The following is a 25,211-nucleotide window of genomic DNA, read 5'->3' as shown; positions in this document are numbered from 1 at the left end:
AGGGGCGACCTACGAAGAAGAACAACGCCCCAAAAGAATGCCCTCCCCCCAGCATTACAATGCCAGCTCCCCCAAAACAACCACCGGACCCCAACCATGGCAATGCTCTGGGTAAAGACCTTCCACATCGTCTTCATCGCCTCCTGGTTCGCCGGCCTGTTCTACCTGCCCAGAATCTTCGTCAACCTCGCCCAGCAATCCGACTCTGCCGTCCAGGTCACCCTGCTGGGCATGGCCCGCCGCCTGTACCGCTTCACCACCATCCTGGCCGTCATCGCCGTCATCCTCGGCATGTGGCTCTACCTGGGCTACGGCATCGGTGTCGGCCCCGGCAATGGCTGGATGCACGCCAAGCTCTTTTTCGTCCTGCTCGTCATCGGCTACCATCACGCCTGTGGCGTCATGCTGCGAAAATTCGAACAGGGCAAGAACACCCGTTCGCACAAGTTCTATCGCTGGTTCAACGAAGTTCCCGTCTTGCTGCTCTTGGTGGTGGTGGCGCTGGTCGTCGTCAAACCCTTCTGATTCCCCCTACCCTTTGCACATTCGCCAGGATTCGTATGTCCGCTGATGACCAGGACCGCCCGCGCAAGACGCTGACGATCAAGAAAACCGCGCGCGACGCGCACGCCGAAGAGGCGCCCAAGCGCGTGCGCACCGGCGCCCGCGCCCGCCTGGTCGCCCAGAACGAGCGCACCAAGGAAAGCATCGAACGCCAGAAGGACCCGGAAGGCTATCAACGCCGCCAGCAAGAAGAAGCCGCGCGAGAAGCCGCACGCTACGCCCGCAAGCCCGCTGCCGGCGGCCGCGGTTCCGCGGACCGCGGCGCTTCCGACCGTAGCCCGTCCGGTCGCGGCCCGGCCTCGCGCGGCCAGGAGGCTCGAGGCCCCGGCAGCCGTGGCCCGTCGTCCGACCGCAACCGCGACGACAACCCGCGCCGCGACGCCGCGCCCAGCCCCCGTTCCGGCCGCCCGCAGCAGCGTGCGCCCCGCCTGGACGACCAGTACATCGCGCCTGCCACCCCGGCCGGCCGCTTCTACGACCCGTTTGAAGACGACGGCCCCGCCCCCGAATTCGCGCCCGAACCCGACTACGATGACGCCGCCGACGCGAGCCACGCCTCGGCCGGCCGCCACGACGACGCACACGACCACGGCCACGATCACGATCATCGCGACCGCGAGTCCGTCGCCGACGTGCGCAGCCGCCGTCCGCGCGAAACCCGCCAGGCCGAAATCTTCAAAGTGTTCGCGCCCTGCCCGCAGGGCCTCGAAGAAGCCCTGACCGCCGAAATGCAGGCGCTGGGCTACGAAGACGCCCAGGCCGGCCGCGCCGGCTGCTCGTTCACCGCCGACTGGTCCGGCGTGCAGCGCGCCAACCTGTATTCGCGCCTGGCGACCCGCATCCTGGTGCAGGTCGCCCACGCCGAGATCTCGCACGAAGACGACATCCTCGACCTGGCCCGCGACACCCCCTGGGAACGCTGGTTCGGCGCCGAACAGACCCTGCGCGTCGACACCTCCGCCATCAAGAGCCCCGTGCAGAGCCTGCAGTACTGCAACCTGCGCGCCAAGGACGGCATCTGCGACCGGTTGCGCGAACTGGAAGGCGAACGCCCCAGCATCGACACCGTGCGCCCCGATGCCCGCGTGCACCTGTTCCTGACCGGCCACACCGCCACCCTGTACCTGGACACCTCAGGCGAATCGCTGTTCAAGCGCGGCTGGCGCCTGGACAAGGGCGAAGCGCCCCTGCGCGAAAACCTGGCCGCCGGCATGCTGGCGCTGGCGGGCTGGGATCCGGCCGCGCCGCTCCTGGACCCCTTCTGCGGGTCCGGCACCATCCTGATCGAAGCGGCCTGGATCGCCCTGGGCGTGCCCCCCGGCATTTCGCGCCCGTTCGGCTTCGAGCGCCTGCGTGACCACGACGCCTACCGCTGGCGCGACCTCAAGGACGACGCCCGCTCGCGCATCCTGCCGCAGCTGGACGCGCCCCTGGTCGGCTACGACCTGGACCCCCAGGCCGTGGAATTCGCCCGCAACAACGCCGAGCGCGCCTGGCTGACGGCCGATTCCATCCGTTTCGAAGTGGGTGACGCCCGCCAGATCGAGGCCCCCGCCGACCACGGCTGGATCGTCACCAACCCGCCCTACGGCGAGCGCATGCTGACCGAGCCGGACGCCGACCTGTGGCGCGACTGGGCCACCTGCCTGAAGCGCAACTTCGCCGGCTGGCAATTGCACGTCATCACCAGCGACATGACCCTGCCCAACCAGATGCGCCTGAAACCCAAGCGCCGCGTGCCCCTGCACAACGGCGCCCTGGACTGCCGCCTGTTCGGCTTCGAGCTGGTCGCCGCCGGCTACCGCGACGCCTGACCTTTCCCTACCCCGCCCGGGGGCTTGCCCCTGGGCGGCGGCCTGCCTGACCCCGCTCCCTGCTCGTTGTAAAAGCGCCGCAACATGGCGCCCGTATCTTTGCTTATGGTGCCCCGCAGCGCCGATTTGGGGCATCATCAGCACCATGGTGTTGCCGAAATGCACCGGACGCTTGCACAGTTTCAGGGTTAACCCTATAATTCGGGTAATCCCTAGTAGCTAAACAACTGAGCAAGCCCGTGGAGGCTATTGTGATCAACCCGAACAACACCATCCGCCTGACCGACGAACTCGAGCGTCAACTGATGCTCCAGGCCATCGAAGAACAATTCCGCCCGCATCCGATGCGTGCGTTGGCCGCAGGCCTGCGTAAGCTGGCCCACGGCGTCCGTGCCCTGGCTGGCAAGACGAGCGCCAAGAACGCGCACTCCGCCGCCTGAGCATGGCCCCAGGCCCTCGGGCCTGACCGTTTTCCCCTTGGGGGCTGCATAGCCCCTTTTATAGACCCGCCCTTACCGGCGGGTTTTTTTTATGGTCGGCCGCTTTGTCGGATAATACCGGCCCATGACCGACACCCTCCTTGACCAGACTCCCAACCGGCTGCGCCGGTTTGCCTGCATGATGTACGAAGCCGTGCTGCTGTTTGGCGTGGTGTTCCTGGCAGGCTACTTGATGGACACGCTGACCCAGAGCAAGAATGCGCTGGAACTGCGATCGGCCCGCCAGGCCTGGCTGTTCGTGGCCATCGGCGCCTATTTCGTGCTGTGCTGGCGCCGCCGTGGGCAGACCTTGCCCATGAAGACCTGGAACATCCGGCTGGTCGACCGCGACGGCAACACGCCGTCCACCCCGCGCCTGGTGTTGCGCTACGTGCTGGCCTGGCCGCTGGTGCTGGCGGGCGCCGCGCTGGTCAAGCTGGCCGCCATGGCCACGGGCTGGGCGTCGGTGGACATGTTCATCGTCGCGGCCCCCTTCGCGATCTTCGTCTGGTCCTGGTTCGACCCCGACGGCCAGTTCCTGCACGACCGCATCCTGGGCACCCGCCTGCGCAATGCGCCGCAACGCAAGAAAGCGCGCTGATATCGCACCAACGCGGGCGCTGACCGCCCGCTGAACATACCTGCTTACAAATAGCAAAATCGTGCGCCGAATTCGACGCATGCTTTCAGAAAGTTGAAAGTCAGTCGCAAAGACAATGAGGCCCCTTTCACAGACGCCTCAAAAAAATCATGCGCGCTTTCCTTTCCCGCCTGTCGCTGGCCGCCGCCAGCGTGCTGTTGTTCCTGCCGCTGGGCGCCTCCGCCCAGAACGCCGCCGCGCAGCAGGAAATCGAAGCGGCCATGAAAGCCGCCTTCGCCGCCGCCCAGGAAGGCCCGGCCGACGTCAAGCTGGGCGACCAGGCCGTGGTGCACCTGCCTGAATCCATGTTCTTCGTACCGCGCGCCCAGGCCGACCGCCTGATGGCCGCCTACGGCAACGGCAAGGATCCCTCGCTGCTGGGCGTGGTCATGCCCAAGAGCGACGATGACGACTGGGTCATCACCGTGAACTTCGACAAGGCCGGCTATATCAAGGACGACGACGCCAAGAACTGGAACGTCAACGAGCTGCTGGACAGCCTGCGTGAAGGCACCGACCAGTCCAACGAAGAACGCAAGAAACGCGGCTTTCCCGAACTGGTGATGGACGGCTGGGTCGAATCGCCCAAGTACGACAGCAACTCGCAGCGCCTGGTCTGGTCGGTGGCCGTCAAGCACAAGGGCGACACCGCCAACGACAACCCCACGGTCAACTACAACACCTATGCGCTGGGCCGTGACGGCTACATCACGCTGGACCTGATCACCCAGAAGAGCCTGGTGCCCAAGGACAAGACCGCCGTGCTGACGCTGCTGGACAACCTGAAGTACGTCGAAGGCAAGCGCTACGCCGATTTCAATTCGTCGACCGACAAGGTGGCCGAATACGGCCTGGCCGCGCTGGTGGCCGGCGTGGCCGCCAAGAAGCTGGGCCTGTTCGCGGTCATCGCCGCCTTCCTGGCCAAGTTCGCCAAGGTCGGCATCCTGGCGGCCGCGGCCCTGGGTGGCGGTCTGTGGAAGCGCATGCGCGGCAAGAAGGCCGATCAGGCCCAACCCTGAGCCGGCTGGCGTCCTGAACGATGAAGCTGATCCTGTTGTTGCTGTCTGGCTTCAAGTACCTGAAGTTCGGCAAGCTGCTGGCCACCGGCGGCACCATGCTGCTGTCGGTGGCCGCGTATGCCCTGGTGTTCGGCTGGCGCTACGCGGCGGGCTTTGTCCTCTTGCTGTTGCTGCACGAAATGGGGCACTACATTGCGGCGCGCCAGCGTGGCCTGGATGTGGGCGCGCCGGTATTCATTCCCTTCGTGGGCGCCTGGATCCAGCTCAAGGACATGCCGCATGACGCGGCCACCGAGGCCTATGTGGGCCTGGGTGGCCCGCTGGCGGGCACCGTGGCGTCGCTGGCCTGCTATTTTGCCGCGCGCAGCACCGGCAGTGACCTGCTGCTGGCGCTGTCGTATGCGGGCTTCTTCATCAATCTGTTCAACCTGATCCCGCTGTCACCCTTTGACGGCGGCCGCATCACCGCGGTGCTGTCGCCGCGCATCTGGCTGGTGGGCGTGCCGGTGCTGGTGGCGCTGTTCTTCTGGCGTCCCAGCCCCATCCTGATCCTGGTGGCCGTGCTGGCCTTTCCCAATGTGCTGCGGGCCTTCAAGTACGATCCCACGCTGCCCGAGAACCAGGCCTATTACGGCACCACGCTGGAAAGCAAGCTGACCTACACCTGCGCCTACCTGGGCCTGGTGTGCGTGCTGGCCATCATGGCCCACGACGTGCACGAGATGCTGGGGCATCTGCGCGGCTGATTGGCGCATGGCGCCTGCCTGACGCCCCCCCCACGCACCCATTGAACGACACTTCGGCGCGCATAAATGGCGCCGCGGTCACAACAGCGTCACGGATTCTTCATGTCCCCGTCATCGCGGGATGGTCTCATTCCCAGGCATGACGACAGCCCACATGGATACGACCGTGAACGAAATCCGCCCCACGCACTGGCGCGCTCTCTGGATTTCCGACATTCACCTGGGTACCGCCGGGTGCAAGGCAGAATTCCTGCTGGATTTCCTTGAGCACAACGACTCCGACACCCTCTACCTGGTGGGCGACATCGTCGACGGCTGGCAGTTGCGCAAGCACTGGCACTGGCCGCGCGCCCACAACGACGTGATCCAGCGCATCCTGCGCAAGGCGCGCAACGGCACCCGGGTAGTGTTCATCCCCGGCAACCACGACGAATTCGCCCGCGAATTCGCGGGCTTCGCCTTCGGCGACATCGAGATTCTGGACGAAGACGTGCACGTGACCGCCAAGGGCCTGCGCCTGCTGGTGCTGCACGGCGACCAGTTCGACGGCGTGATCCAGCACAGCCGCTGGCTGGCGCACCTGGGCGACGGCCTCTACCAATTGGCGTTGTGGATCAATCACCACTTCAACCGCCTGCGCCACCGCATGGGCCTGCACTACTGGTCGCTGTCGCAGTACCTGAAGCACAAGGTCAAGAATGCGGTGTCGTTCATCACCGACTTCGAGGAAGCGCTGGCTGGCGAAGCCCGCCGCCGCGGCCTGGACGGGGTGGTCTGCGGCCACATCCACAAGGCCGAACTGCGCGACGTGGGCGGCATCCTCTACTGCAACGACGGCGACTGGGTGGAAAGCCTGTCGGCGCTGGCCGAGACCCACGACGGCCAGTTGCAGCTGCTGGACTGGGCCGCCATCCAGGCCGAACGGCAGGCCGACCCGACCCAGCGCAAGCCGCGTTCCCTGTCGCTGCCCGCGCTGCCCTCCGCCCTGCGCCGTCAGGGCAAACACCCGTGATAACCCTTATACGTCCCCGTTACGCAACGGGGATATTGCAGTTCACGGCCCTCTAGGTCATGCTTGCAGTTGGGGCAACGGGCAAAAACTGACCCGTTCACGCTGCAACATGCTTACAACATAGGGCCATGAACGACCAATATCAGGCGCTCTACCAATCATTCCGCTGGCTGGTTCCCACCCAGTTCAACATTGCGGAAGCGTGCTGCCACCGCTGGGCATCCAGTAGTCCGGATGCGCGGCGCATCGCCATCTACTACGAAGATGAAGCCGGCAACCGCGAGGTCTGGACCTATGCGCGGCTGGCCGAGGCCGCCAATCAACTGGCCAACGGCCTGGTGAAGATGGGCGTAGGCCGTGGCGACCGGGTCGGTGTGGTTTTGGGACAACGTCCGGAAACCGTCGTTGCCCACATGGCCATCTACAGCGTGGGCGGCGTGGTGCTGCCGTTGTCCACCCTGTTCGGCCCCGAAGCCCTGCAAAGCCGCCTGTGCGACTCGGACACCCGCGTCGCCATCGTCGACCACGCCTCCAGCGCCAACCTGCTGGCCGTCAGCGATCATTGCCCCGCCCTGCAGCAGATCATCGGCATCGGTTTCGCCGACGAGCGCGTGCTGCCCTGGCGCAGCCTGCTGGCGCGCCAACCCAGTGAATTCAAGCCGGTGCCCACCCGCTCGTCGGACCCGGCCATCCTGCTCTATACGTCCGGCACCACCGGCGCGCCCAAGGGTGCCCTGCTGCCCCACAGCGTGCTGATCGGCAACCTGCCGGGCTTCGTGGCCTCGCAAGACTGGTTCCCGCGGCCCGCCGACGTGTTCTGGTCGCCCGCCGACTGGGCCTGGACCGGCGGCATGATGGACGCGCTGCTGCCCACACTGTATTTCGGCCACCCCATCGTCGGCACCCGCGGACGCTTCTCGGTCGAACGCGCCTTCGAACTGATGGAGCGCTACCAGGTCACCAACACCTTCCTCTTCCCCACCGCGCTGAAGATGATGATGAAAACGGTGCCGGAACCCCGCAATCATTACCAACTGGCCTTGCGTTCCATCATGAGCGCGGGCGAGAGCGTGGGCGAGACCGTCTTCGAGTGGTGCCAGTCCGCGCTGGGCGTCACGCCCAACGAGATGTTCGGCCAGACCGAAATGAACTATGTGGTGGGCAACAGCCAGAAGCGCTGGCCGGCCAAGCCGGGCAGCATGGGCCGCCCTTACCCGGGCCACCGCGTCGCCGTGCTGGACGATGCGGGCCAGCCCGTGGCGGCCGGCGAAACCGGCGAAATCGCGGTCAACCGCAACGACATCCACGGCTACCCCGACCCGATCCTGTTCCTGGGCTACTGGCGCAACGACGCCGCCACCCAGGCCAAGTTCAAGGGCGACTGGTGCCTGACGGGCGATCTGGCCCGGGTGGATGCCGACGGCTACCTCTGGTACGCGGGCAGGGCCGACGACGTCTTCAAGTCATCGGGCTACCGTATCGGCCCCGGTGAAATCGAAAGCTGCCTGATCGGCCATCCGGCCGTGGCGAACGCCGCCGTGGTGCCCAAGCCGGACGCCGAGCGTGGCGCGGTGGTCAAGGCCTATGTGGTACTGACCCCGGAATTCGCGCAACGCGATCGCAGCGACATCATCGAAAACCTGCAGGAACACGTGCGCGAGCGCCTGGCGCCGTACGAATACCCCAAGGAAATCGAATTCGTCGAAGAATTGCCCATGACCACCACCGGTAAAATCCAGCGTCGCATCCTGCGCCTGCGCGAAGAAGAACGCGCGCAGGCCGCCAAGCCACACTGACGGCAGGCAGGGCCGCCTGGTCCGCCGCCGCATCCGGAGACACGGCATGCCCATTTACCAGCTCGACGACCTCATTCCCCGCATCGATCCCGCCGCCTACGTGGCCGACAGCGCCGACATCATCGGCAACGTCACCCTGGAGGCCGGCGTCAGCATCTGGTCGCACGTGTCCATTCGCGGCGACAACGACGCGATCCTGATCCGCCAGGGCACCAACATCCAGGAAGGCAGCGTGCTGCACGTGGATACCGGCTGTCCCATGACCATCGGCCCCAACGTCACCGTGGGCCACCAGGCCATGCTGCACGGCTGTACCATCCATGAAGGCGCGCTGGTGGGCATGCAGGCCATCGTGCTGAACAACGCCGTGATCGGGCGCAACTGCCTGATCGGCGCCGGCGCCATCATCCCCGAAGACCGGGTCATTCCCGACAATTCCCTGGTCATCGGCATCGGCAAGATCGTGCGCGAGCTGTCGCCCGACGAGATCGCCAATCTGCACAAGAACACGGCCCATTACGTGGCGCGCGGCCAACACTACAAGACGGCGCTCAAGCGGCTGGCCTGAAGCCCCCTGGGGCAAGCGTGCGCCGGCCCCAACGCCCCTGCTGCCGGCAGGGGAAATCGGGGCGCCTGATCGGCTAACATTCCCCTATGACCGATCAGCTTAAAAAATACCTCCTCGAAGACCGTAGCGTCCGCGTTCAAGCGGTGCGCCTGACGGATACGTGGAAGGCCGTCCAGGCCAACCACGACTACCCGCCCGCCATCACCCACCTGCTGGGTGAACTGGTCGCGGCATCGACCCTGCTCGCCGCCAACATCAAGTTCGACGGCTCGCTGGTGCTGCAGATCCAGGGCGACGGCCCGATCGCCTTGCTGGTGGTCGAATGCCGTTCCGACCTGAGCCTGCGGGCCACCGTCAAGGTGCGCGAAGGCCATGAAGTCCCGGCCGACGGCACCATGCAAAGCCTGCTGAACCCCGGTGGCAACGGCCGTTTCATCGTGGTGCTGGACCCGCAGCGCAAGGTGCCAGGCCAGCAGACCTACCAGGGCATCGTGCCGCTGGAAGGCGACACCGTGGCCGAGGCGCTGCAGCACTACATGAAGGCGTCCGAACAGCTGGACACCCGCCTGTGGCTGGGTGCCGACGCCGAGCACGCGGCCGGCATGCTGATCCAGCGCCTGCCGTACCATGGCGGCTCGGATGCCCCCATCCTGAGCGAACAGGCCGCGGCCGAGACCTGGGACCGCGCCGTGGCGCTGGCCAGCACGCTCAAGCGCGACGAACTGCTCGCCACCGACATCGACACGCTGATCCACCGCCTGTACTGGGAAGAGACCCTGGTGGCCTTCGACCCGCAGCCGGTGCGCTGGCACTGTCCCTGCACCCGCGAGCGCGTCGCCAGCATGCTGCGTTCGCTGGGGGAAGACGAAGTGAACGACATCCTGGCCGAACGCGGCCAGGTCGACGTGTCCTGCGACTTCTGCGGCAAGCCCTACGCCTTTGACGCAGTCGACTGCGCAGCCCTCTTCTCGCCCAACACGTCTCCCACGGGCGACGCCCCGCCGACGGTGCATTGATCCGGCTGTCGCCCTCAGGCGACAGCTCGCTATCGCGCCGCGTGCAGGGCCGGTGCCCTCGGTATTCACGGATCGACAGGCGGTCATGCCCGCGCCACACTGGCCGGCCATGACCGCCTTTTTTCTTGCCCACCCGGGCGCCGCGCGCCCGCGTCAATGCGGGGCCGCCGCCATCGAATTCGCCGTCGCCGCAATGGCCGTGCTGCTGGCGGGCCTATTGACGGTCGAGGCGGCCCGCTGGCAGGGCGTGCGCCAGATCGCCCACCTGGCCCTGATGGAAGGCGCACGCGCCGGGGCGACATCGCATGGCGATCCCGCCCGCATCCGCAGCGCCTTCCTGCAAGCGCTGCTGCCGCTGCACGCCGACGCCCGGGGCCAGACTGGCGCCCGCCAGCAGCAGTCGCGGCAACTGGACCGGCTTGCCGCCCTGATGGGCAGCGCCCCCTGGCGCATCGAAATCCTGCAGCCCGACGCCCAGGCCTTTCGCGACCACGCCCGTCCGGGGCTGGACACGACCGCCCCGCGCGGACTGCGCGCCATCGACCACAACTACCAGGATCTGCAGCAGGCGCGCCGTCCGCTGCCAGAACAGCGCGACATCTTTCGCGCCAACACGCTCAAGCTGCGGCTGACCTACCTGTACCAGCCCATGCTGCCGCCGCTGCGTGCGCTGCTGGCAGCCCTTTCCGAGGCCGACGGCAGCTATGCGTCGGCCGCGCGGGCGCGGGGGCTGGCGCCCATCGGCATGGAACTTGAAATGGAAATGCAGTCGCACCCGGTGGATTGGGCGGCTGGCAAGGCCTATCCGGCGGGCATGGTGGCGGGGGCATGCCGCAGCTTGCGCTGCCCTTGACGCACGCAACAATGCGGCCGCGACGGTCGGCGCAGACCCGCGGGCTACCGCTGACGCGGCCTTATTGCTGGCGTGCTGGGGACGTGTTGGCCGGCTTGGCATTGCCCGGGCGGGCAGCGGCCGGTTGCGCCGTGGCGGGCTTGGGCGTGGCCGGCTTGGCAGCCGCCGGCCTGGCGCCCCCCGCCGGTGCGCTGGCGCGCGTGGCGGTGGCAGGTTTGGTCGCAGCGTCGGTCGCCAACGTGGCGCCGCCAGCGGGCGGCTGGGTGTTCTGCGGCAGGATGTGCACGAAAACTTCGCCGTCGCGCATCATGCCCAATTCGCCGCGGGCGCGTTCTTCGATGGCGCCCGAACCGTTTTCCAGATCGCGCACCTCGGCCTCGAGCGCCGCATTGCGCGCGCGCAGGCCATCGTTGGTTTCGCGCTGGGCCGACACCTGGCGTTGCAGGTCCCAGACCTTGAACCACCCACCCTTACCCAGCCAAAGCGGGTATTGGATCAGGCCTAGCAGCACGAACAGCACCAGGAACAACAGGCGCATACGCGGGAACCCTCAGCAGTCGTGGCGTGAAAGAGGCTGCGGCGCCTGCCGCAGCCTGCTTACATTAACGCAGGTTGTAGAAGGCTTCCAGGCCCGGGTACGAGGCAACTTCAGCCAGTTCTTCTTCGATGCGCAGCAGTTGGTTGTACTTGGCCATGCGGTCCGAACGCGACAGCGAACCGGTCTTGATCTGCATGGCGTTGGTGGCCACGGCGATGTCGGCAATGGTCGAATCTTCGGTTTCGCCCGAACGGTGCGACACGACGGCGGTGTAGCCGGCGCGCTTGGCCATTTCGATGGCGGCGAAGGTTTCGGTCAGGGTGCCGATCTGGTTGATCTTGATCAGGATCGAGTTGGCGACGCCCTTCTGGATGCCTTCGCGCAGGATCTTGGTGTTGGTGACGAACAGGTCATCGCCCACCAGTTGCACCTTCTTGCCGAGCTGGTCGGTCAGCAGCTTCCAGCCGTCCCAGTCGTTTTCGGCCATGCCGTCTTCGATCGAGATGATCGGGTACTTGTCGCACCAGGTGGCCAGCAGGTTGGTGAATTCCTGCGAGGACAGCGAGATGCCGCCTTCACCGGCCAGGGTGTACTTGCCGTCGCGGTAGAACTCAGAGCTGGCGCAATCCAGGCCCAGGGCGATCTGCGTGCCCGGCTCGTAGCCGGCTTCGGTGATGGCCTTGAGGATCAGCTGGATGGCCGCTTCGTGGCTGGGCACGTTGGGCGCGAAACCGCCCTCGTCGCCCACTGCCGTGGACATGCCCTGGCCGTGAATCAGCTTCTTGAGCATGTGGAACACTTCGGCGCCCCAGCGCAGGGCTTCGCGGAAGCTGCCCGCGCCCACCGGCAGAATCATCAATTCCTGCAGGTCGAGCGTGTTGTTGGCGTGCGCGCCGCCGTTGATGACGTTCATCATCGGCACGGGCATGCTCATGGGGCCGCTGCCGCCGAAGTAGCGGTACAGCGACAGGCCGGATTCGTCGGCGGCGGCGCGGGCTACGGCCATGCTGGCGGCCAGGATGGCGTTGGCGCCCAGGCGTTCCTTGGACTCGGTGCCGTCCAGTTCGATCAGGGTACGGTCGACGAAGGTCTGTTCCTGGGCGTCCAGGCCCATCAGCGCTTCGGAGATTTCGGTGTTGAGGTTTTCAACGGCGCGCAGCACGCCCTTGCCCAGATAACGGCTCTTGTCGCCGTCGCGCAGCTCGATAGCTTCGCGGGCGCCGGTGGACGCGCCCGACGGCACGGCCGCACGGCCCATGGCGCCGGATTCCAGCAGCACATCGCATTCCACGGTGGGGTTGCCGCGCGAATCCAGAATCTCGCGGCCGATGATGTCGACGATTGCACTCATGACTTTACATTCCCTGAACGATAAACATATTCATGACGGCCGCGCCTTCGCGGGCATTGCGGGCACGGCGGTACTGCCAGGAGTCGTAGAAGGCCTGGGCGGCGGCCATGGACGGAAACTCCATGACGACGGTGCGGCCAGGTTCACGGCCCTCAAGGTGCTTGGATTGTCCGCCTCGCACCAGGATCTTGGCATCGTACGCACGCATGGCGAGCGTGGACAGACGCTTGTAGTCCTCGTACTGCGCGGGCTTGGTCACCGTGACATCGGCGATCAGGTAAGCACTCATGGGGTTCCTTCAGGGCAGTGGGGTTGACGGGTATCAGCGGGCGGATACGGTAAAGCAGCCAGTGTCGCTCAAGGCGGCCCGGCGACGCATATCCGATGCTAATTGGTTGTATCCGAAAGCAGCGCCGCCGTACAGGGCGGCGCCAGGTCGACGGCCTGCGGCCGCGAGCATCCGCATGCGGAACTCGCGGCCGCAGGCGCGCATCAGGCCTCCTGGCCGCGGCGAGCCTTTTGCTCGATGGCGGCGCGGATGTAGCTGGAGAACAGCGGGTGGCCATCGCGCGGAGTCGACGTGAATTCCGGGTGGAACTGGACGCCGACGAACCAGGGGTGGTCGGGCAGTTCCATCATTTCCGGCAGATTCTCGGTCGGGGTGCGCGCGCTGATCACCATGCCGGCCTCTTCCAGGCGCGGCACGTAGACGTTGTTGACCTCGTAGCGGTGACGATGGCGTTCGTTGACTTCGTCGCCGTAGATGGTCTGGGCGCGGGTGCCCGGCTTGATCGGCACGCGTTGCGCGCCCTTGCGCATGGTGCCGCCCAGGTCGGACGAATTGTCACGCTTTTCGACCTTGCCTTCGCGGTCCATCCATTCGGTGATCAGGGCCACCACGGGGTGCGGCGCCGACGGATCGAATTCGGTGCTGTTGGCGCCGCCCAGGCCGGCCACGTGGCGCGCGAATTCGATCACGGCCAGCTGCATGCCCAGGCAGATGCCCAGGTAAGGCACGCCGTTTTCACGGGCGTAGCGGATGGCGGCGATCTTGCCCTCGGTGCCGCGCTTGCCGAAGCCGCCCGGCACCAGAATGGCGTCCAGGTGCTTGAGCTGGTCGGTGCCGCGGGTTTCGATGTCTTCCGAGTCGATGTACTCGATGTTGATCTTCGAGCGCGTATGGATGCCGGCGTGAACCAGGGCTTCGGTCAGCGACTTGTACGACTCGGTCAGGTCGACGTACTTGCCGACCATGCCGATGGTGAGCTGATGCTGCGGATGCTCGAGCGCGTCGACCAGGTTGTCCCACATGGACAGGTCGGCCGGCGGCGGGGTCAGGCCCAGGGCTTCGCAGACGATGTTGTCCACGCCTTGCTTGTGCAGCATGGCCGGGATCTTGTAGATCGAGTCGGCGTCCCAGACGGAAATGACCGCGTCCAGGGGCACGTTCGAGAACATCGAGATCTTGGCGCGCTCGTCGTCCGGGATGGGACGGTCGGCGCGGCACAGCAGCGCGTTCGGGTAGATGCCGATTTCGCGCAGCTTCTGCACCGAGTGCTGGGTCGGCTTGGTCTTGAGTTCGCCGGCGGACGCGATGAACGGCACCAGCGTCAGGTGCACGAAGGCAGCGTTGTTGCGGCCCATGCGCAGGCTCATCTGGCGCGCGGCTTCCAGGAACGGCAGCGATTCGATATCGCCCACGGTGCCGCCGATTTCCACGATGGCGACATCGGTATTGCCGTTCCAGGCGGCATCGGCGCCACGGGCGATGAAGTCCTGGATTTCGTTGGTGATGTGCGGGATGACCTGGACAGTCTTGCCCAGGTAGTCGCCGCGGCGCTCTTTGCGCAGCACCGATTCGTAGATCTGGCCGGTGGTGAAGTTGTTCACCTTGTGCATGCGGGCGGAAACGAAACGCTCGTAGTGGCCAAGGTCCAGATCGGTTTCGGCGCCGTCTTCCGTGACGAACACTTCACCGTGCTGGAACGGGCTCATGGTGCCCGGATCGACGTTGATGTAGGGGTCGAGCTTGAGCATGGTGACCTGCAGACCACGCGACTCGAGGATGGCGGCAAGCGACGCAGCGGCGATGCCCTTGCCCAGGGAAGACACCACTCCGCCGGTGACAAATACGTATTTGGTCATCGTAATAAGCGCCCGGGACGAGCGGGCGCGTGCGGGAAATTTGGATTATAGCCGGGAGGCGAAACTTGTCTGGGTTTTCCCCTAGCGACGAGGAGTAACATTTGCCGGCCCCGGCCCGGACCCGCCCGCGCCGGGGGCGGTCGCGCGCTTCGTGCTATGTTCGTCCCCGATTTTCTCCCCCTGACCGGAAACCCGCCCGACCCGATGACCGCCCTGCCCGACCGTTCCCCCTCCCTGCCCTGGCGCCTGGCCATTGCCGCGGCCTGCCTGAACCTTGTCTACGCCATCCTGCTGCAAGCCTACATCGTGCTGGCGTCGCCATTTGCCGAGCGGATGCGCGAGATCTATGAACGCCCCGGGATGCTGGCGCCGACCGTGGCGCAGATGTTCGCCGGCGCCGTCCTGGGCGGCCTGGTGGCCTGGTGCACCGCGCAGCGCTGGCTGGCCCGCCAGGGCGCGGGCGGCGTGGACCGCCCGGGCAAGATGGTGGCCGTGCTGCTGGCGGTATTGCTGGCCTACAACGTGCTCCATTCCGCCGCCCTGACGCTGCTGCAGCAAGGCATGTTCTGGCTGATCACGACATACCGGGAATGGCTGGACGAGAACCTGGGCTTTTACCGCGATATCACGCGTGCGCTGGTGATGGGCGTGCCGCTCAAGCTGGTCGGCATCCTGCTGGGGGGCCTGGGCAGCTGGCTGGCCGTGCGCGTGGCCGCCTGGAGCGTGACGCCCGCCGTCGGCGCCGGGGCGCGGCCCTACCTGGCGCGCCATGCCGCCTGGATCGCCGGGGCCACGCTCTTGCTGTGGCAAGTGCACGTGTCCCTGGCGCTGGGCGCTTTCCTGCAGATGCAGACGCTGTCGGCCGACCTGATCCAGTATGCATTCGGCTACTGGGTGCTGCCGGTGGTGGTGATGGCCGCGGCGGTGCTGGCCTGCCGCAAGGCGGTGCCCCAGGCGCTGGGCGCGGCGGGCGTCGGCCGCGCCGTCGCGCACGGCAGTTTTGCTTTCTGGATGGCCCAGGTGCTGGGCGTCGGCCTGGCGATCCTGGCCCTGCGGGCCATGAGCTGGAGCCAATTGGCCCGCGCGTCGTCCTCGAACAGTGCCGCCGTGTTCTCGCTGGCGGTGTACATCGCGCTGCTGGTGCTGGGCTGCGTCATTGGCGCGCGGCTGTTCTACCGTCGCCGCAATGCCGAGCGCGACACCCTGATCGACGCCGGACGCGTGTGAACGGCTGATGCGCCGCCGGGCGATCTGCCCGGCCACGACCAATAAAAAAGGCGCCTGACGGCGCCTTTTTTTAATCGCGCGACGGCAAGGTCAGATCGCCGCGGTACGGCGTTCCAGCCAGGCCAGGGCCTCGCCCTGCACCAGCGGCGACAGGCGCTCGAACACGGTCTTGTGGTACTCGTTGAGCCAGGCGATCTCGTCGGCGCGCAACAGCGTCGGCTCGATGCAGCGGGTGTCGATCGGGCACAGCGTCAGGGTCTCGAAGCACAGGAACTCGCCCAGTTCCGAGGTCAGCCAGCTGCGGTTGGCCACCAGGTTCTCGATGCGCACGCCCCAGCGGCCAGGACGGTAGATGCCCGGTTCGTTCGAGGTGATCATGCCGGGTTCCATGGCGGTGTGCGGGCCCGGGGCCGCACGGTACGAGATGACTTGCGGGCCTTCGTGCACGTTCAGGAAGTAGCCCACGCCGTGGCCGGTGCCGTGGCCGTATTCGGCGCCGCCTTCCCAGATCGGGGCGCGGGCGATGGCGTCCAGCATCGGCGACGGCGTGCCGCGGGGGAACGCAGCGCGCGACAGCGCGATCATGCCCTTGAGCACCAGCGTGAAATCGACCTTCTGGTCGGCGTTGGGCGTGCCCACGGCGACGACCCGGGTGATGTCGGTGGTGCCGCCCAGGTACTGGCCGCCCGAATCGATCAGCAGCAGGCCGTCGCCTTCGATCACCGAATGCGATTCGCGCGTGGCGCGGTAATGCGGCATGGCGCCATTGGCGTTGAAGCCGGCGATGGTGGCAAAGCTGGGGCAGACGTAATCGGGCCGGCGCGCGCGGGCGGCGGTGATCTGTTCGTCGATGGTCAGTTCGGTGATCGGGTCGCGGCCCAGCGCGCCTTCGAACCAGGCGAAGAACTCACAGAGCGCCGCGCCGTCCTGCGCCATGGCCTGGCGCACGTTGGCCAGTTCGGCGTCGGTCTTGCGCGACTTGAGCAGCGTGGACGGGTTGATGGCTTCGACGCGGGGCACGGCCGGGTCCATCGCGTGGAACACGCCGCAGGTGACGCGGGCCGGGTCGATCAGGAGCTTCTGGTCCCGTTCCAGCGAGGCCAGCGCGTCGACAGCCTGGGCGTAGCCCGCGACCTCGACGCCATCGGCGGCCAGGACGGCGCGCAAGGCGTCATCGACCTTGCCGTCGGCGACAAACAGTGTGGCGTGATCGAGGCCGATCAGGGCATGGCCGACGAATACGGGGTTGTAGTCGACGTCGGCGCCGCGCAGGTTGAACAGCCAGGCAATGTCGTCCAGCGTGCTGACGAAGTGCACGTCGGCGCCATGGCCGCGCATGGCATGGCGCACCTGGGCCAGCTTGTCGGCGCGCGACACGCACGCCTGCGGCGCCACGTGTTCGTAGATGGCGGCCGTGGGCAGGCCGGCCCGATCGGACCAGACGTCGTCCAGCAGGTCAGCGCGGATTTCCAGCGTGGCGCCCGACGTGGCAGCGGCCACCGACAAGGCGCGGAACGCCGCCAGGCCCAGCACCTGGCCGTCGACGCCGATGACGTCACCCGCGCGGGTGTTGGCGGCCAGCCAGTCCACATGCCCCGGCGTGGTGGCCACGGCGATCTTCATCAGCTGCACGCCCGTGCCGGCCAGTTGCGCCTCGGCCTGCACCCAGTAGCGGCTGTCGACCCACAAGCCGGCGAAATCGGCCGTGACGACCAGCGTGCCCACCGACCCCGTGAAGCCCGACAGCCAGCGCCGGCCCTGCCAGCGCGCGGGCAGGTATTCGGACAGGTGCGGATCCGAAGACGGAACGATATAGGCGGACAGACCGCGGCGGCTCATGGCCTGCCGCAGTTGGGCGATACGGGCGTCGGTGCTAGACATGGGTTTCCTTAGCGCAACATGAAAGACATGGCGGCCAGACTGTTCAGCGTGCGGATGGCGGCCTGCATGCTGTCCGTGGTGAACCGCAGCGTCACGCCGTCCACGCGCTCGAGCGTGGGCCACATGCAGAACAGGTCGGCCAGCGCCGAGGTCTGCGTCTGCAACCGGCATTCTATAGGGGCGGGGATGCGGAAAGGAACGGCCTTCTTGATGTTTCTGACGGCGGTTTCGGCGGCGGCGGTGATGGCGCGGCGCGAGGCGGCCGGCGACAAGGTCACGCCGCTGCCCTGGCCGTGGGCCACCTTGGTCTGCACCCATTGGGCGCCGGGGAACAGGTCGGTGGTTTCCGAGATGAAGACATCATCGCCCGTCGCCAGGATGACCGGCACGCCCATCTCGCCGGCCAGGGCGCCGTACAGGCCGGCCTCGCCCAGCTCCATGCCGTTGATGAAGACGCGGGCAAAGGCAAAGCTGTTGATCGTGTGCGCCAGGACGCCGCGGCCTTGCGAACGCGAGTGGTAGCCGATCATGAAGACGGCGTCGCAGCCCTCTTCCAGGCCGCCCATCATGCCCAGGTAGCGCGGCTTGCCCAGTACCAGGCGGGCGCGCTCGTCCAGACCGTCCGGCAGCAGGTTGCGAAAGCCGCCGTGCGAATCGTTGACCAGGATCTCTTCGGCGCCGCCCGCGATGGCGCCTTGCACCGCGGCGTTGGCCTCGGCGGTCATCCAGGCGCGGGCGCGCTCGTATTCGCCGTTGCCGGCGCGGATCTGTTCAGCATGAAAGACGCCGGCGACGCCTTCGATATCGGTGGAAATGAGGATCTTCATGGGAGTGCCTTGGTGAGATTCTAGAATTCGGTGTCGGCCAGCCACTGCCGCCAGTCGGGCGCAGCGTCGCGGATGGCAGTGCGGACATGGCCGTCGCGGCCCAGCACGCTGTCGGCGCGCCACAGCGCGGCAATGATGGCCTGCTCGCAGGCCTCGGCCGCGGCTTCGAACAGCGGATCGATACGGGCTTCGTGCAGCATGGCGATGGCCGGCATCGGGCGTTCGGCTTCCTGCGGCACCGTGTAGGCCGTGGAAAACGCCAGCGCGATGTCGCCGCTGCCGTGGCCGAACACCGAGCCGGTGCGCGCCAGGCCCGCGCCCGCGCGCAGTGACAGGCGCCGCAATTGGCGTGCATCCAGCGGCGCATCGGTCGCTACCAACAAGATGATGGAACCCTTTTCCGGCACGATGGCGGCGTTTTCGCCTGCCTGCGCCAGGTTGCCTTCGAGTTGGCCCGCCAGCCGGCGGCCGAACGGCCGGCCTGCCACGATCAGGTTGGGCAGGCGGCCAAAGTTGGACAACACCAGCGCGCCGACCGTGTAGCGCTGATCCGGCTGAATCGTCGCCACTCGCGAGGCCGAACCAATACCGCCCTTGAACGAAAAGCAGGACATGCCGCGGCCCGCGCCCACCGCGCCTTGCGCCGGGAGCTTGTCCGAGGCGGCCAGCGCGTCGGCGTAGTGCGATTCCTGCACCGCCAGCGCCTGGATGTCGTTCAGGTAGCCGTCGTTGCATTCGAAGACCAGCGGATTGACCGTCGCCATGCCGCGGCCGATGCCGGGGTTGGCCGCCACCGCGGCGCGGATCTGGGCATTGGCCACCGTGCCCACGCCAAAGGTGTTGGTCAGCGCGATGGGCGTTTCCAGCACGCCCAGTTCCTGCACCTGGACCAGCCCGGTGCTCTTGCCGAAACCGTTCAGCACGGTGGCGGCCGCCGGCACCTTGTCCAGGTAGGGGTCGCCGGCATGCGGCTTGACCACCGTCACGCCGGTCTGCCGCGCGCCGTCCGCCAGCGTGCTGTGGCCGACGGTGATGTCACCCACGTCACAGATCGAATCCAGCGGGCCCGACGGCAAGGTGCCGATGCGAGGAAGGTCCTGCGTTTGTTTGTCCATGAATCAATGCCTGTCGAGAGGTCCTGAAAAAGCGGGCCCCAGAATGCGAAACGCCGCCGTCCTGCGTGGCCGGTGCGCCTGCCGGATGGCGGGCGCCCGAACGCGGGCGGCGGCGAGATGGGCGACCGCCGCGCCAGGCCCGGAACCGATGGGGCGAGGCGAGCGGGCAGCCATTGCGTGTGCCTACTTGCGGTCGATCTTGGGATCGAGCGCGTCGCGCAGGCCGTCGCCCAGCAGGTTGAACGCCAGCACGGTCAGGAAGATCGCCAGCGCCGGGAAGATCGCCACATGCGGCGCGATCACCATATCGGCGCGCGCTTCGTTCAGCATCGCGCCCCACTCCGGCGTGGGGGGCGATGCGCCCATGCCCAGGAACGACAGGCTGGCCGCGGTGATGATCGAGGTGCCGATACGCATCGTGCCGTACACCACGATCGGCGAGATCGTGCCGGGCAGGATGTGGCGCATGATGATCGTCCAGTCGGACGCGCCCACGCTCTTGACGGCTTCGACGTAGGTCATCTGCTTGATCGACAGCGTGTTGCCGCGCACCAGGCGGGCAAACGCCGGCACGCTGAACACGGCCACGGCCACGATCACGTTGACCATGCTGGAACCCAGGATGGCCACCACGCCGATGGCCAGCAGCATGCCGGGGAACGCCAGCAGCACGTCGGAAATACGCATCGTGATGCGTTCCCACCAGCCTTCGTAGTAACCGGCCATCAGGCCCATGAAGGTGCCGACGATGGCGCCCATGGCGACAGACAGGAAGCCCGCGGCCAGCGAAATGCGCGCGCCCATGATGATGCGGCTGAAGATATCGCGGCCCAGCGAATCCACACCCAGCCAGTGGGTCAGCGACGGACCGGCGTTGAGCGCGTCGTAGTCGAAGAAGTTCTCGGCGTCGAACGGCACGATCCAGGGGGCGAAGATCGCCACCACGACCAGCAGCAGGACGAAGAGGCCGGCGCCCAGCGCCAGCTTCTGCTTCTTGAATTTGCGCCAGAACTCGGTGGCGGGCGTGCGCACGTCGTTCTTGGGAACGGCGGCGATGGTCGCGGCGGGGGTCGTATTGCTCATGGCCGCCTCACTTGTAACGGATGCTGGGATTGATGACGCCGTAGAGCACGTCGACAATCAGGTTGATCAGGATGAATTCGAACGAGAACAGCAGCACCAGGCCCTGGATCACCGGGTAGTCGCGCTGGGTCACGGCATCGACCAGCAAGCGGCCCAGGCCGGGCCAGTTGAACACCGTCTCGACCACGATCGAGCCGCCCAGCAGGAAGCCGAACTGCAGGCCCATCATGGTGACGACCGGGATCAACGCATTGCGCAGCGCATGCTTGATGACCACGCGGCGCTCGGTCAGGCCCTTGGCGCGGGCCGTCCGCACGAAGTCTTCCTGGATGACTTCCACGAACGAAGCGCGGGTAAAGCGCGCCATCACCGCGGCCACCGCCGCGCCCAATGTGATGGACGGAAGGATGTAGTGTTGCCAGGTCGAGGCGCCCACGGTCGGCAGCCAGCCCAGGTTCACGGAAAACACCTGCATCAGCATCATCCCCAGCGCGAAGGCAGGAAACGAGATGCCGGACACCGCGAGCGTCATGCCCAGGCGGTCGGGCCAGCGGTTGCGCCACACGGCGGACACGATCCCGATGATCATGCCGAACGTGACGGACCAGGCCATACTGGCGATCGTCAGCCACAGTGTGGGCATGAAGCGATCGGAGATTTCGGTCAAGACGGGACGCTTGGTACGCAGCGAGGTACCCAGGTCACCTTGCAGCATGTGGCTGAAGTAGCGCACGAATTGCTGCGGCAGGGGCAGATCCAGCCCCAGTTCCTTGCGCACCAGTTCAACGGTTTGCTGGTCGGCCTCCTGGCCCGCGGCCAGTCGCGCCGGGTCGCCCGGAAGCATGTGCACGAACAGGAACACGACCACGGCTACCAGCAGCAGCGTGGGGATCATGCCCAAAAGACGTTTGACGATGTAGGTCAGCATTGAAATTCCTGCAACATCGGCGGGGACACCGCGTCCCCGCCGTATGTGGCCTTACAAGGGCCTTGCGGCCCCGAGAGTTACTGCCGGATTACTGCTTCAGGTCGATGTCGCCGAACCAGAACGAGGTGTCCGGTTCCACGTACACGCCCGACAGGTTCTTCGACTTGACGTACAGGTTGTTCTGGGTCACAAGGAAGGCCCACGGGGCATCCTTCCAGATGGTTTCCTGAACGTTCTTGTAGATCTCGGTCTTCTTGGCGCGGTCCGTCGTGGCCAGGGCCAGCTGGATGCCGTCGTCAACCGACTTGTTCGAGTAGTACGACACGTTGTTGAGCACCGGCGGGAAAGCGGCGGTGGTCAGCAAGGGACGCAGGCCCCAGTCGGCTTCGCCGGTCGAGGACGACCAGCCGGCGTAGTACATGCGGACCTTGGCGTCTTCAGGCTTTTGCACCTGTTGCACGCGCTGCACGCGTTGGCCCGATTCCAGCACTTCGACCGAGACCTTGATGCCGACTTGCGCCAGCTGCTGCTGCAGGAACTGAACCACCTTCACCGAGGTGCCGTCGTTGTAGGCGGACCAGAGCTGGCTTTCGAAGCCGTTGGGGTAGCCGGCTTCGGCCAGCAGGGCCTTGGCCTTCTTGATGTCGTACGGCCACGGGCCGGTCTTGTGGGCGAAGTCCACGCCGGTCGGCACGACGCCGTCGACGATGGTGGCGTAGCCCGAGAAAGCGACCTTGGCCAGGGCTTCCTTGTTGATGGCGTAGTTGATGGCCTCACGCACCTTGACGTTGTCGAACGGCTTTTGCTGCACGTTCATCGACAGGTAGCGGGCCATGATCGAGTTCTTGTGATCGACCACGTCCAGCTTGTCGTTCTTTTGCAGCACGGCGGCCTGCTCGAACGGCACCGGGAAGGCGAATTGCGCTTCGCCCGTCTGCACCACGGCGGCGCGGGTGTTGTTGTCGGTGACGGTGCGGAACGTCAGGGTGTCGACCTTGGGGTAGCCCTTCTTCCAGTAGCCGTCGAACTTCTTGACCTTCAGGTATTCAGCCGGCTTCCATTCGACGAATTCGAACGGGCCCGTGCCCACCGGGTGGAAACCGATTTCCTTGCCGTACTTGGTCAGCGCGGCCGGCGAGATCATCATGGCGGCCGGGTGGGCCAGCGCGTTGATGAAGGCCGAGAACGGCTTTTTCAGGGTGATCTTGACGGTCAGCGGGTCGATCACGTCGATCTTTTCGATGACGCTGAACTGGATGTAGCGCGACAGGCGATTGTCCGGATTGGCCGGGCGGTCGAAGTTGATCTTGACGGCTTCGGCGTTGAACGGGGTGCCGTCATGGAACTTGACGCCATCGCGCAGCTTGAAGGTGTACACCAGGCCGTCTTCGCTGACGGTGTAGTCGGTGGCCAGGACCTTCTGGACCTTCAGGTCCTTGTCGAATTCGAACAGGCCTTCGTAGTAGGCCTTGCCGGCCGCCTGGTTCAGCGTGCTGTTGGTGTTGTACGGGTCGAGCGTTTCCAGAGCGATGGAGACGGCAAACGTCACGTCCTTGGCAGCATGCGCCAGCGGCGAAGTGAGCACGCCGAAGGCCACCGCAGCGGCGGCCATCAGTTTGGTGGGGCGCAGAACTTTCATCATTGCAACTCCTGGTTCCTGTAAGGAATTAGGGGGTTTGGTGGAAGAAAAACAAGTACAACAACTGACTCAATACGCTCCGCCGACCGCATGGCGGGCAACGAAGTGATCGGTTCCTACCTGCACCAGCGGCTGCACCACCGGCTCGTCGTCGAGCCTGCGGATCGGGCTGGGAATCTCGTCGGACAGCAAGGTGCGCTTGAGATGGCGGCGCGCCGGATCGGCGATCGGCACGGCCGACATCAGCTTCTTGGTGTACGGGTGCTGCGGGTTCTCGAAGATCGCGCGGCGCGGGCCGATCTCGACGATCTGACCCAGGTACATGACGGCCACGCGATGGCTGACGCGTTCGACCACGGCCATGTCGTGCGAAATGAACAGGAACGAAATGCCCATGTCGCGCTGCAGGTCGATCAGGAGGTTCACGATCTGCGCCTGGATCGACACGTCCAGCGCCGATACCGATTCGTCGGCGATCACGACCTTGGGGTTCAGGGCCAGGGCGCGCGCGATGCAGATGCGCTGGCGCTGGCCGCCCGAGAACTCATGCGGATAGCGCTGCGCCATTTCGGGCGGCATGCCGACGCGCTCGAGCAGCTCGGACACGCGGCGCTCGGCCTCGCGGCCCTTGGCCACGCCGTGCACCAGCAGCGGTTCCATGATCGAGAAGCCGACGGTCACGCGCGGGTCCAGCGAGGCAAACGGGTCCTGGAACACGAACTGGATGTCGCGGCGCAGGGATTGCAGTTCGCTGTTCTTCAGGCGCACGATGTCGCGGCCGCCGAAGCGGATTTCGCCGCCCTGGCTTTCCACCAGGCGCAGCAGCGAGCGGCCGGTGGTGGACTTGCCGCAACCGGACTCGCCCACCAGCGACAGCGTTTCGCCGGGGTACAGGTCGAAGCTGACCTTTTCCACGGCGTGCACGCGGCGCTGCACGCGGCTGAGGATGCCGCCGCGCAGGTCGAAACGGGTCACCAGGTTGCGCACGCTCAGGATCGGCTCGCGGCGCTCAGCCGGCACTTCCTGGGTGCTGGTCGCGCCGGGCTCGGCCACGGGCTGGGCCTTTCCGTCCACTTGCAGCAGGGGGAAACGGGCCGGCAGGTCGGTGCCCTGCATCGCGCCCAGCTTCGGCACGGCCGACAGCAGCGCCTTGGTATAGGCATGCTGGGGCGCGGCGAAGACCGATTCCGACGGGCCTTCCTCGACCTTGTCGCCGCGGTACATGACCAGCACGCGGTCGGCCACTTCGGCCACCACGCCCATGTCGTGGGTGATGAACACCACGCCCATGTGCATTTCTTCCTGAAGCTGACGGATCAGTTGCAGGATCTGGGCCTGGATGGTGACGTCCAGCGCGGTGGTGGGTTCGTCGGCAATCAGCAGCGCCGGCTTGCAGGCCAGCGCCATCGCGATCATGACGCGCTGGCGCATGCCGCCCGACAGCTGGTGCGGGTAGCGGTCCAGCACCGACTTGGCTTCCGGAATGCGCACCTGTTCCAGCATGCGCAGCGCTTCGGCGCGCGCGGCCGCGGCGTCCTTGCCCTGGTGCTGGCGGATGGACTCGGCGATCTGGTCGCCGGCCGTGAACACCGGGTTCAAGGAGGTCATCGGCTCCTGGAAAATCATGGCCATGTCGGCGCCGCGCACATTGCGCATGACGCGTTGGCTGGAGCCGGCCAGGTCGATCACCGAGCCGTTGCGCCGGCGCAGGGCCATCTGGCCCTGGGCGATGCGTCCGCCGCCGTGTTCCACCAGGCGCATGAGCGCCAGCGAGGTCACCGACTTGCCCGAACCCGATTCGCCCACGATGGCCAGGGTCTCGCCCCGGTCCACATGGAACGACAGGTTGCGCACGGCTTCGACCGTGCGCTCCGAACCCACGAAGCGCACCGTCAGGTCGTTGACCTGGACCACGCGGTTATCCGGCAGCGCCAGGCTGTTTGCGCGATCAACCATATCTTTAGTAATCC

23 protein-coding genes are annotated in these 25,211 nt (G+C 66.3%); 12 read left to right on the top strand and 11 right to left on the bottom strand.

Annotated features, from left to right (window positions below):
* Positions 1–96 precede the first annotated feature (96 nt).
* From U858_RS0110950 to U858_RS0110900, 11 genes are all read left to right on the top strand, one after another.
* Entirely contained in the window at positions 97–525 is a 429-nt protein-coding gene (locus U858_RS0110950) for a CopD family protein (protein WP_175191078.1), read from the top strand.
* A 467-nt stretch (positions 526–992) separates the two neighbouring features.
* A complete protein-coding gene (locus U858_RS33650) occupies positions 993–2,378 on the top strand; it encodes a class I SAM-dependent RNA methyltransferase (RefSeq protein ID WP_369797656.1) in 1,386 nt (461 codons plus the stop codon).
* A 251-nt stretch (positions 2,379–2,629) separates the two neighbouring features.
* Positions 2,630–2,818 carry a hypothetical protein gene (locus U858_RS0110940; RefSeq protein ID WP_006393542.1) on the top strand — a complete coding sequence of 63 codons (189 nt, stop codon included), beginning with the start codon at positions 2,630–2,632 and terminating at the stop codon, positions 2,816–2,818.
* 124 nt (positions 2,819–2,942) lie between these two features.
* Positions 2,943–3,458, top strand: a complete 516-nt coding sequence (locus U858_RS0110935; protein WP_025137197.1) for an RDD family protein — start codon at positions 2,943–2,945, stop codon at positions 3,456–3,458.
* 149 nt (positions 3,459–3,607) lie between these two features.
* Entirely contained in the window at positions 3,608–4,516 is a 909-nt protein-coding gene (locus tag U858_RS0110930) for a DUF2167 domain-containing protein (protein WP_025137196.1), read from the top strand.
* Between the two features lie 20 nt (positions 4,517–4,536).
* Entirely contained in the window at positions 4,537–5,262 is a 726-nt protein-coding gene (locus U858_RS0110925; RefSeq protein WP_025137195.1) for a site-2 protease family protein, read from the top strand.
* A 139-nt stretch (positions 5,263–5,401) separates the two neighbouring features.
* Positions 5,402–6,274: a UDP-2,3-diacylglucosamine diphosphatase gene (locus tag U858_RS0110920; RefSeq protein WP_025137194.1), complete on the top strand. Its 873-nt coding sequence runs from the start codon at positions 5,402–5,404 to the stop codon at positions 6,272–6,274.
* Between the two features lie 128 nt (positions 6,275–6,402).
* Positions 6,403–8,070, top strand: coding sequence for an acyl-CoA synthetase (locus U858_RS0110915; RefSeq protein WP_025137193.1), 1,668 nt, complete (start codon positions 6,403–6,405; stop codon positions 8,068–8,070).
* A gap of 46 nt (positions 8,071–8,116) precedes the next feature.
* The gene (locus U858_RS0110910) at positions 8,117–8,638 is read left to right on the top strand and encodes a gamma carbonic anhydrase family protein (RefSeq protein ID WP_025137192.1); all 522 of its coding nucleotides are present in this window, start codon (positions 8,117–8,119) and stop codon (positions 8,636–8,638) included.
* Positions 8,639–8,724: 86 nt separating this feature from the next.
* Positions 8,725–9,654, top strand: coding sequence for an Hsp33 family molecular chaperone HslO (hslO, locus tag U858_RS0110905; RefSeq protein WP_025137191.1), 930 nt, complete (start codon positions 8,725–8,727; stop codon positions 9,652–9,654).
* Between the two features lie 109 nt (positions 9,655–9,763).
* On the top strand, positions 9,764–10,507 hold the full coding sequence (locus U858_RS0110900) for a TadE/TadG family type IV pilus assembly protein (RefSeq protein ID WP_025137190.1): 744 nt from the start codon (positions 9,764–9,766) through the stop codon (positions 10,505–10,507).
* 61 nt (positions 10,508–10,568) lie between these two features.
* Here the strand turns inward: U858_RS0110900 and ftsB are convergent, their stop codons facing one another.
* The 4 genes from ftsB to U858_RS0110880 form a co-directional block, all read right to left on the bottom strand.
* On the bottom strand, positions 10,569–11,045 hold the full coding sequence (gene ftsB, locus U858_RS0110895) for a cell division protein FtsB (RefSeq protein WP_025137189.1): 477 nt from the start codon (positions 11,043–11,045) through the stop codon (positions 10,569–10,571).
* A 64-nt stretch (positions 11,046–11,109) separates the two neighbouring features.
* Positions 11,110–12,396, bottom strand: a complete 1,287-nt coding sequence (gene eno / locus U858_RS0110890) for a phosphopyruvate hydratase (protein ID WP_006218107.1) — start codon at positions 12,394–12,396, stop codon at positions 11,110–11,112.
* Positions 12,397–12,400: 4 nt separating this feature from the next.
* Positions 12,401–12,685 carry a DUF1330 domain-containing protein gene (locus U858_RS0110885; RefSeq protein WP_025137188.1) on the bottom strand — a complete coding sequence of 95 codons (285 nt, stop codon included), beginning with the start codon at positions 12,683–12,685 and terminating at the stop codon, positions 12,401–12,403.
* 203 nt (positions 12,686–12,888) lie between these two features.
* Entirely contained in the window at positions 12,889–14,541 is a 1,653-nt protein-coding gene (locus U858_RS0110880; protein WP_025137187.1) for a CTP synthase, read from the bottom strand.
* A gap of 204 nt (positions 14,542–14,745) precedes the next feature.
* Between U858_RS0110880 and U858_RS0110875 the strand changes: the two genes are divergently transcribed.
* The gene (locus tag U858_RS0110875) at positions 14,746–15,768 is read left to right on the top strand and encodes a hypothetical protein (RefSeq protein ID WP_025137186.1); all 1,023 of its coding nucleotides are present in this window, start codon (positions 14,746–14,748) and stop codon (positions 15,766–15,768) included.
* 90 nt (positions 15,769–15,858) lie between these two features.
* Here the strand turns inward: U858_RS0110875 and U858_RS0110870 are convergent, their stop codons facing one another.
* From U858_RS0110870 to U858_RS0110840, 7 genes are all read right to left on the bottom strand, one after another.
* Entirely contained in the window at positions 15,859–17,649 is a 1,791-nt protein-coding gene (locus U858_RS0110870; RefSeq protein WP_025137185.1) for an aminopeptidase P family protein, read from the bottom strand.
* A gap of 8 nt (positions 17,650–17,657) precedes the next feature.
* The gene (locus U858_RS0110865) at positions 17,658–18,476 is read right to left on the bottom strand and encodes a M55 family metallopeptidase (protein WP_025137184.1); all 819 of its coding nucleotides are present in this window, start codon (positions 18,474–18,476) and stop codon (positions 17,658–17,660) included.
* Between the two features lie 20 nt (positions 18,477–18,496).
* Positions 18,497–19,591 (bottom strand): P1 family peptidase, encoded by a 1,095-nt coding sequence (locus U858_RS0110860; protein ID WP_025137183.1) that lies wholly within the window; start codon positions 19,589–19,591, stop codon positions 18,497–18,499.
* Between the two features lie 183 nt (positions 19,592–19,774).
* Positions 19,775–20,674, bottom strand: coding sequence for a glutathione ABC transporter permease GsiD (gene gsiD / locus U858_RS0110855; RefSeq protein ID WP_025137182.1), 900 nt, complete (start codon positions 20,672–20,674; stop codon positions 19,775–19,777).
* 7 nt (positions 20,675–20,681) lie between these two features.
* Positions 20,682–21,602 carry a glutathione ABC transporter permease GsiC gene (gene gsiC, locus U858_RS0110850; protein WP_025137181.1) on the bottom strand — a complete coding sequence of 307 codons (921 nt, stop codon included), beginning with the start codon at positions 21,600–21,602 and terminating at the stop codon, positions 20,682–20,684.
* Positions 21,603–21,690: 88 nt separating this feature from the next.
* Entirely contained in the window at positions 21,691–23,244 is a 1,554-nt protein-coding gene (gsiB, locus tag U858_RS0110845) for a glutathione ABC transporter substrate-binding protein GsiB (RefSeq protein ID WP_025137180.1), read from the bottom strand.
* 66 nt (positions 23,245–23,310) lie between these two features.
* Positions 23,311–25,197: a dipeptide ABC transporter ATP-binding protein gene (locus U858_RS0110840; protein ID WP_025137179.1), complete on the bottom strand. Its 1,887-nt coding sequence runs from the start codon at positions 25,195–25,197 to the stop codon at positions 23,311–23,313.
* Positions 25,198–25,211: the final 14 nt, after the last annotated feature.

The organism is Achromobacter sp. DH1f (assembly GCF_000633435.1).
GTDB classification, from domain to species: Bacteria; Pseudomonadota; Gammaproteobacteria; order Burkholderiales; family Burkholderiaceae_B; genus Achromobacter; species Achromobacter deleyi.
Note: the sequence above shows the minus strand (reverse complement) of the source record. Positions and strands in the feature narration are given on the sequence as shown.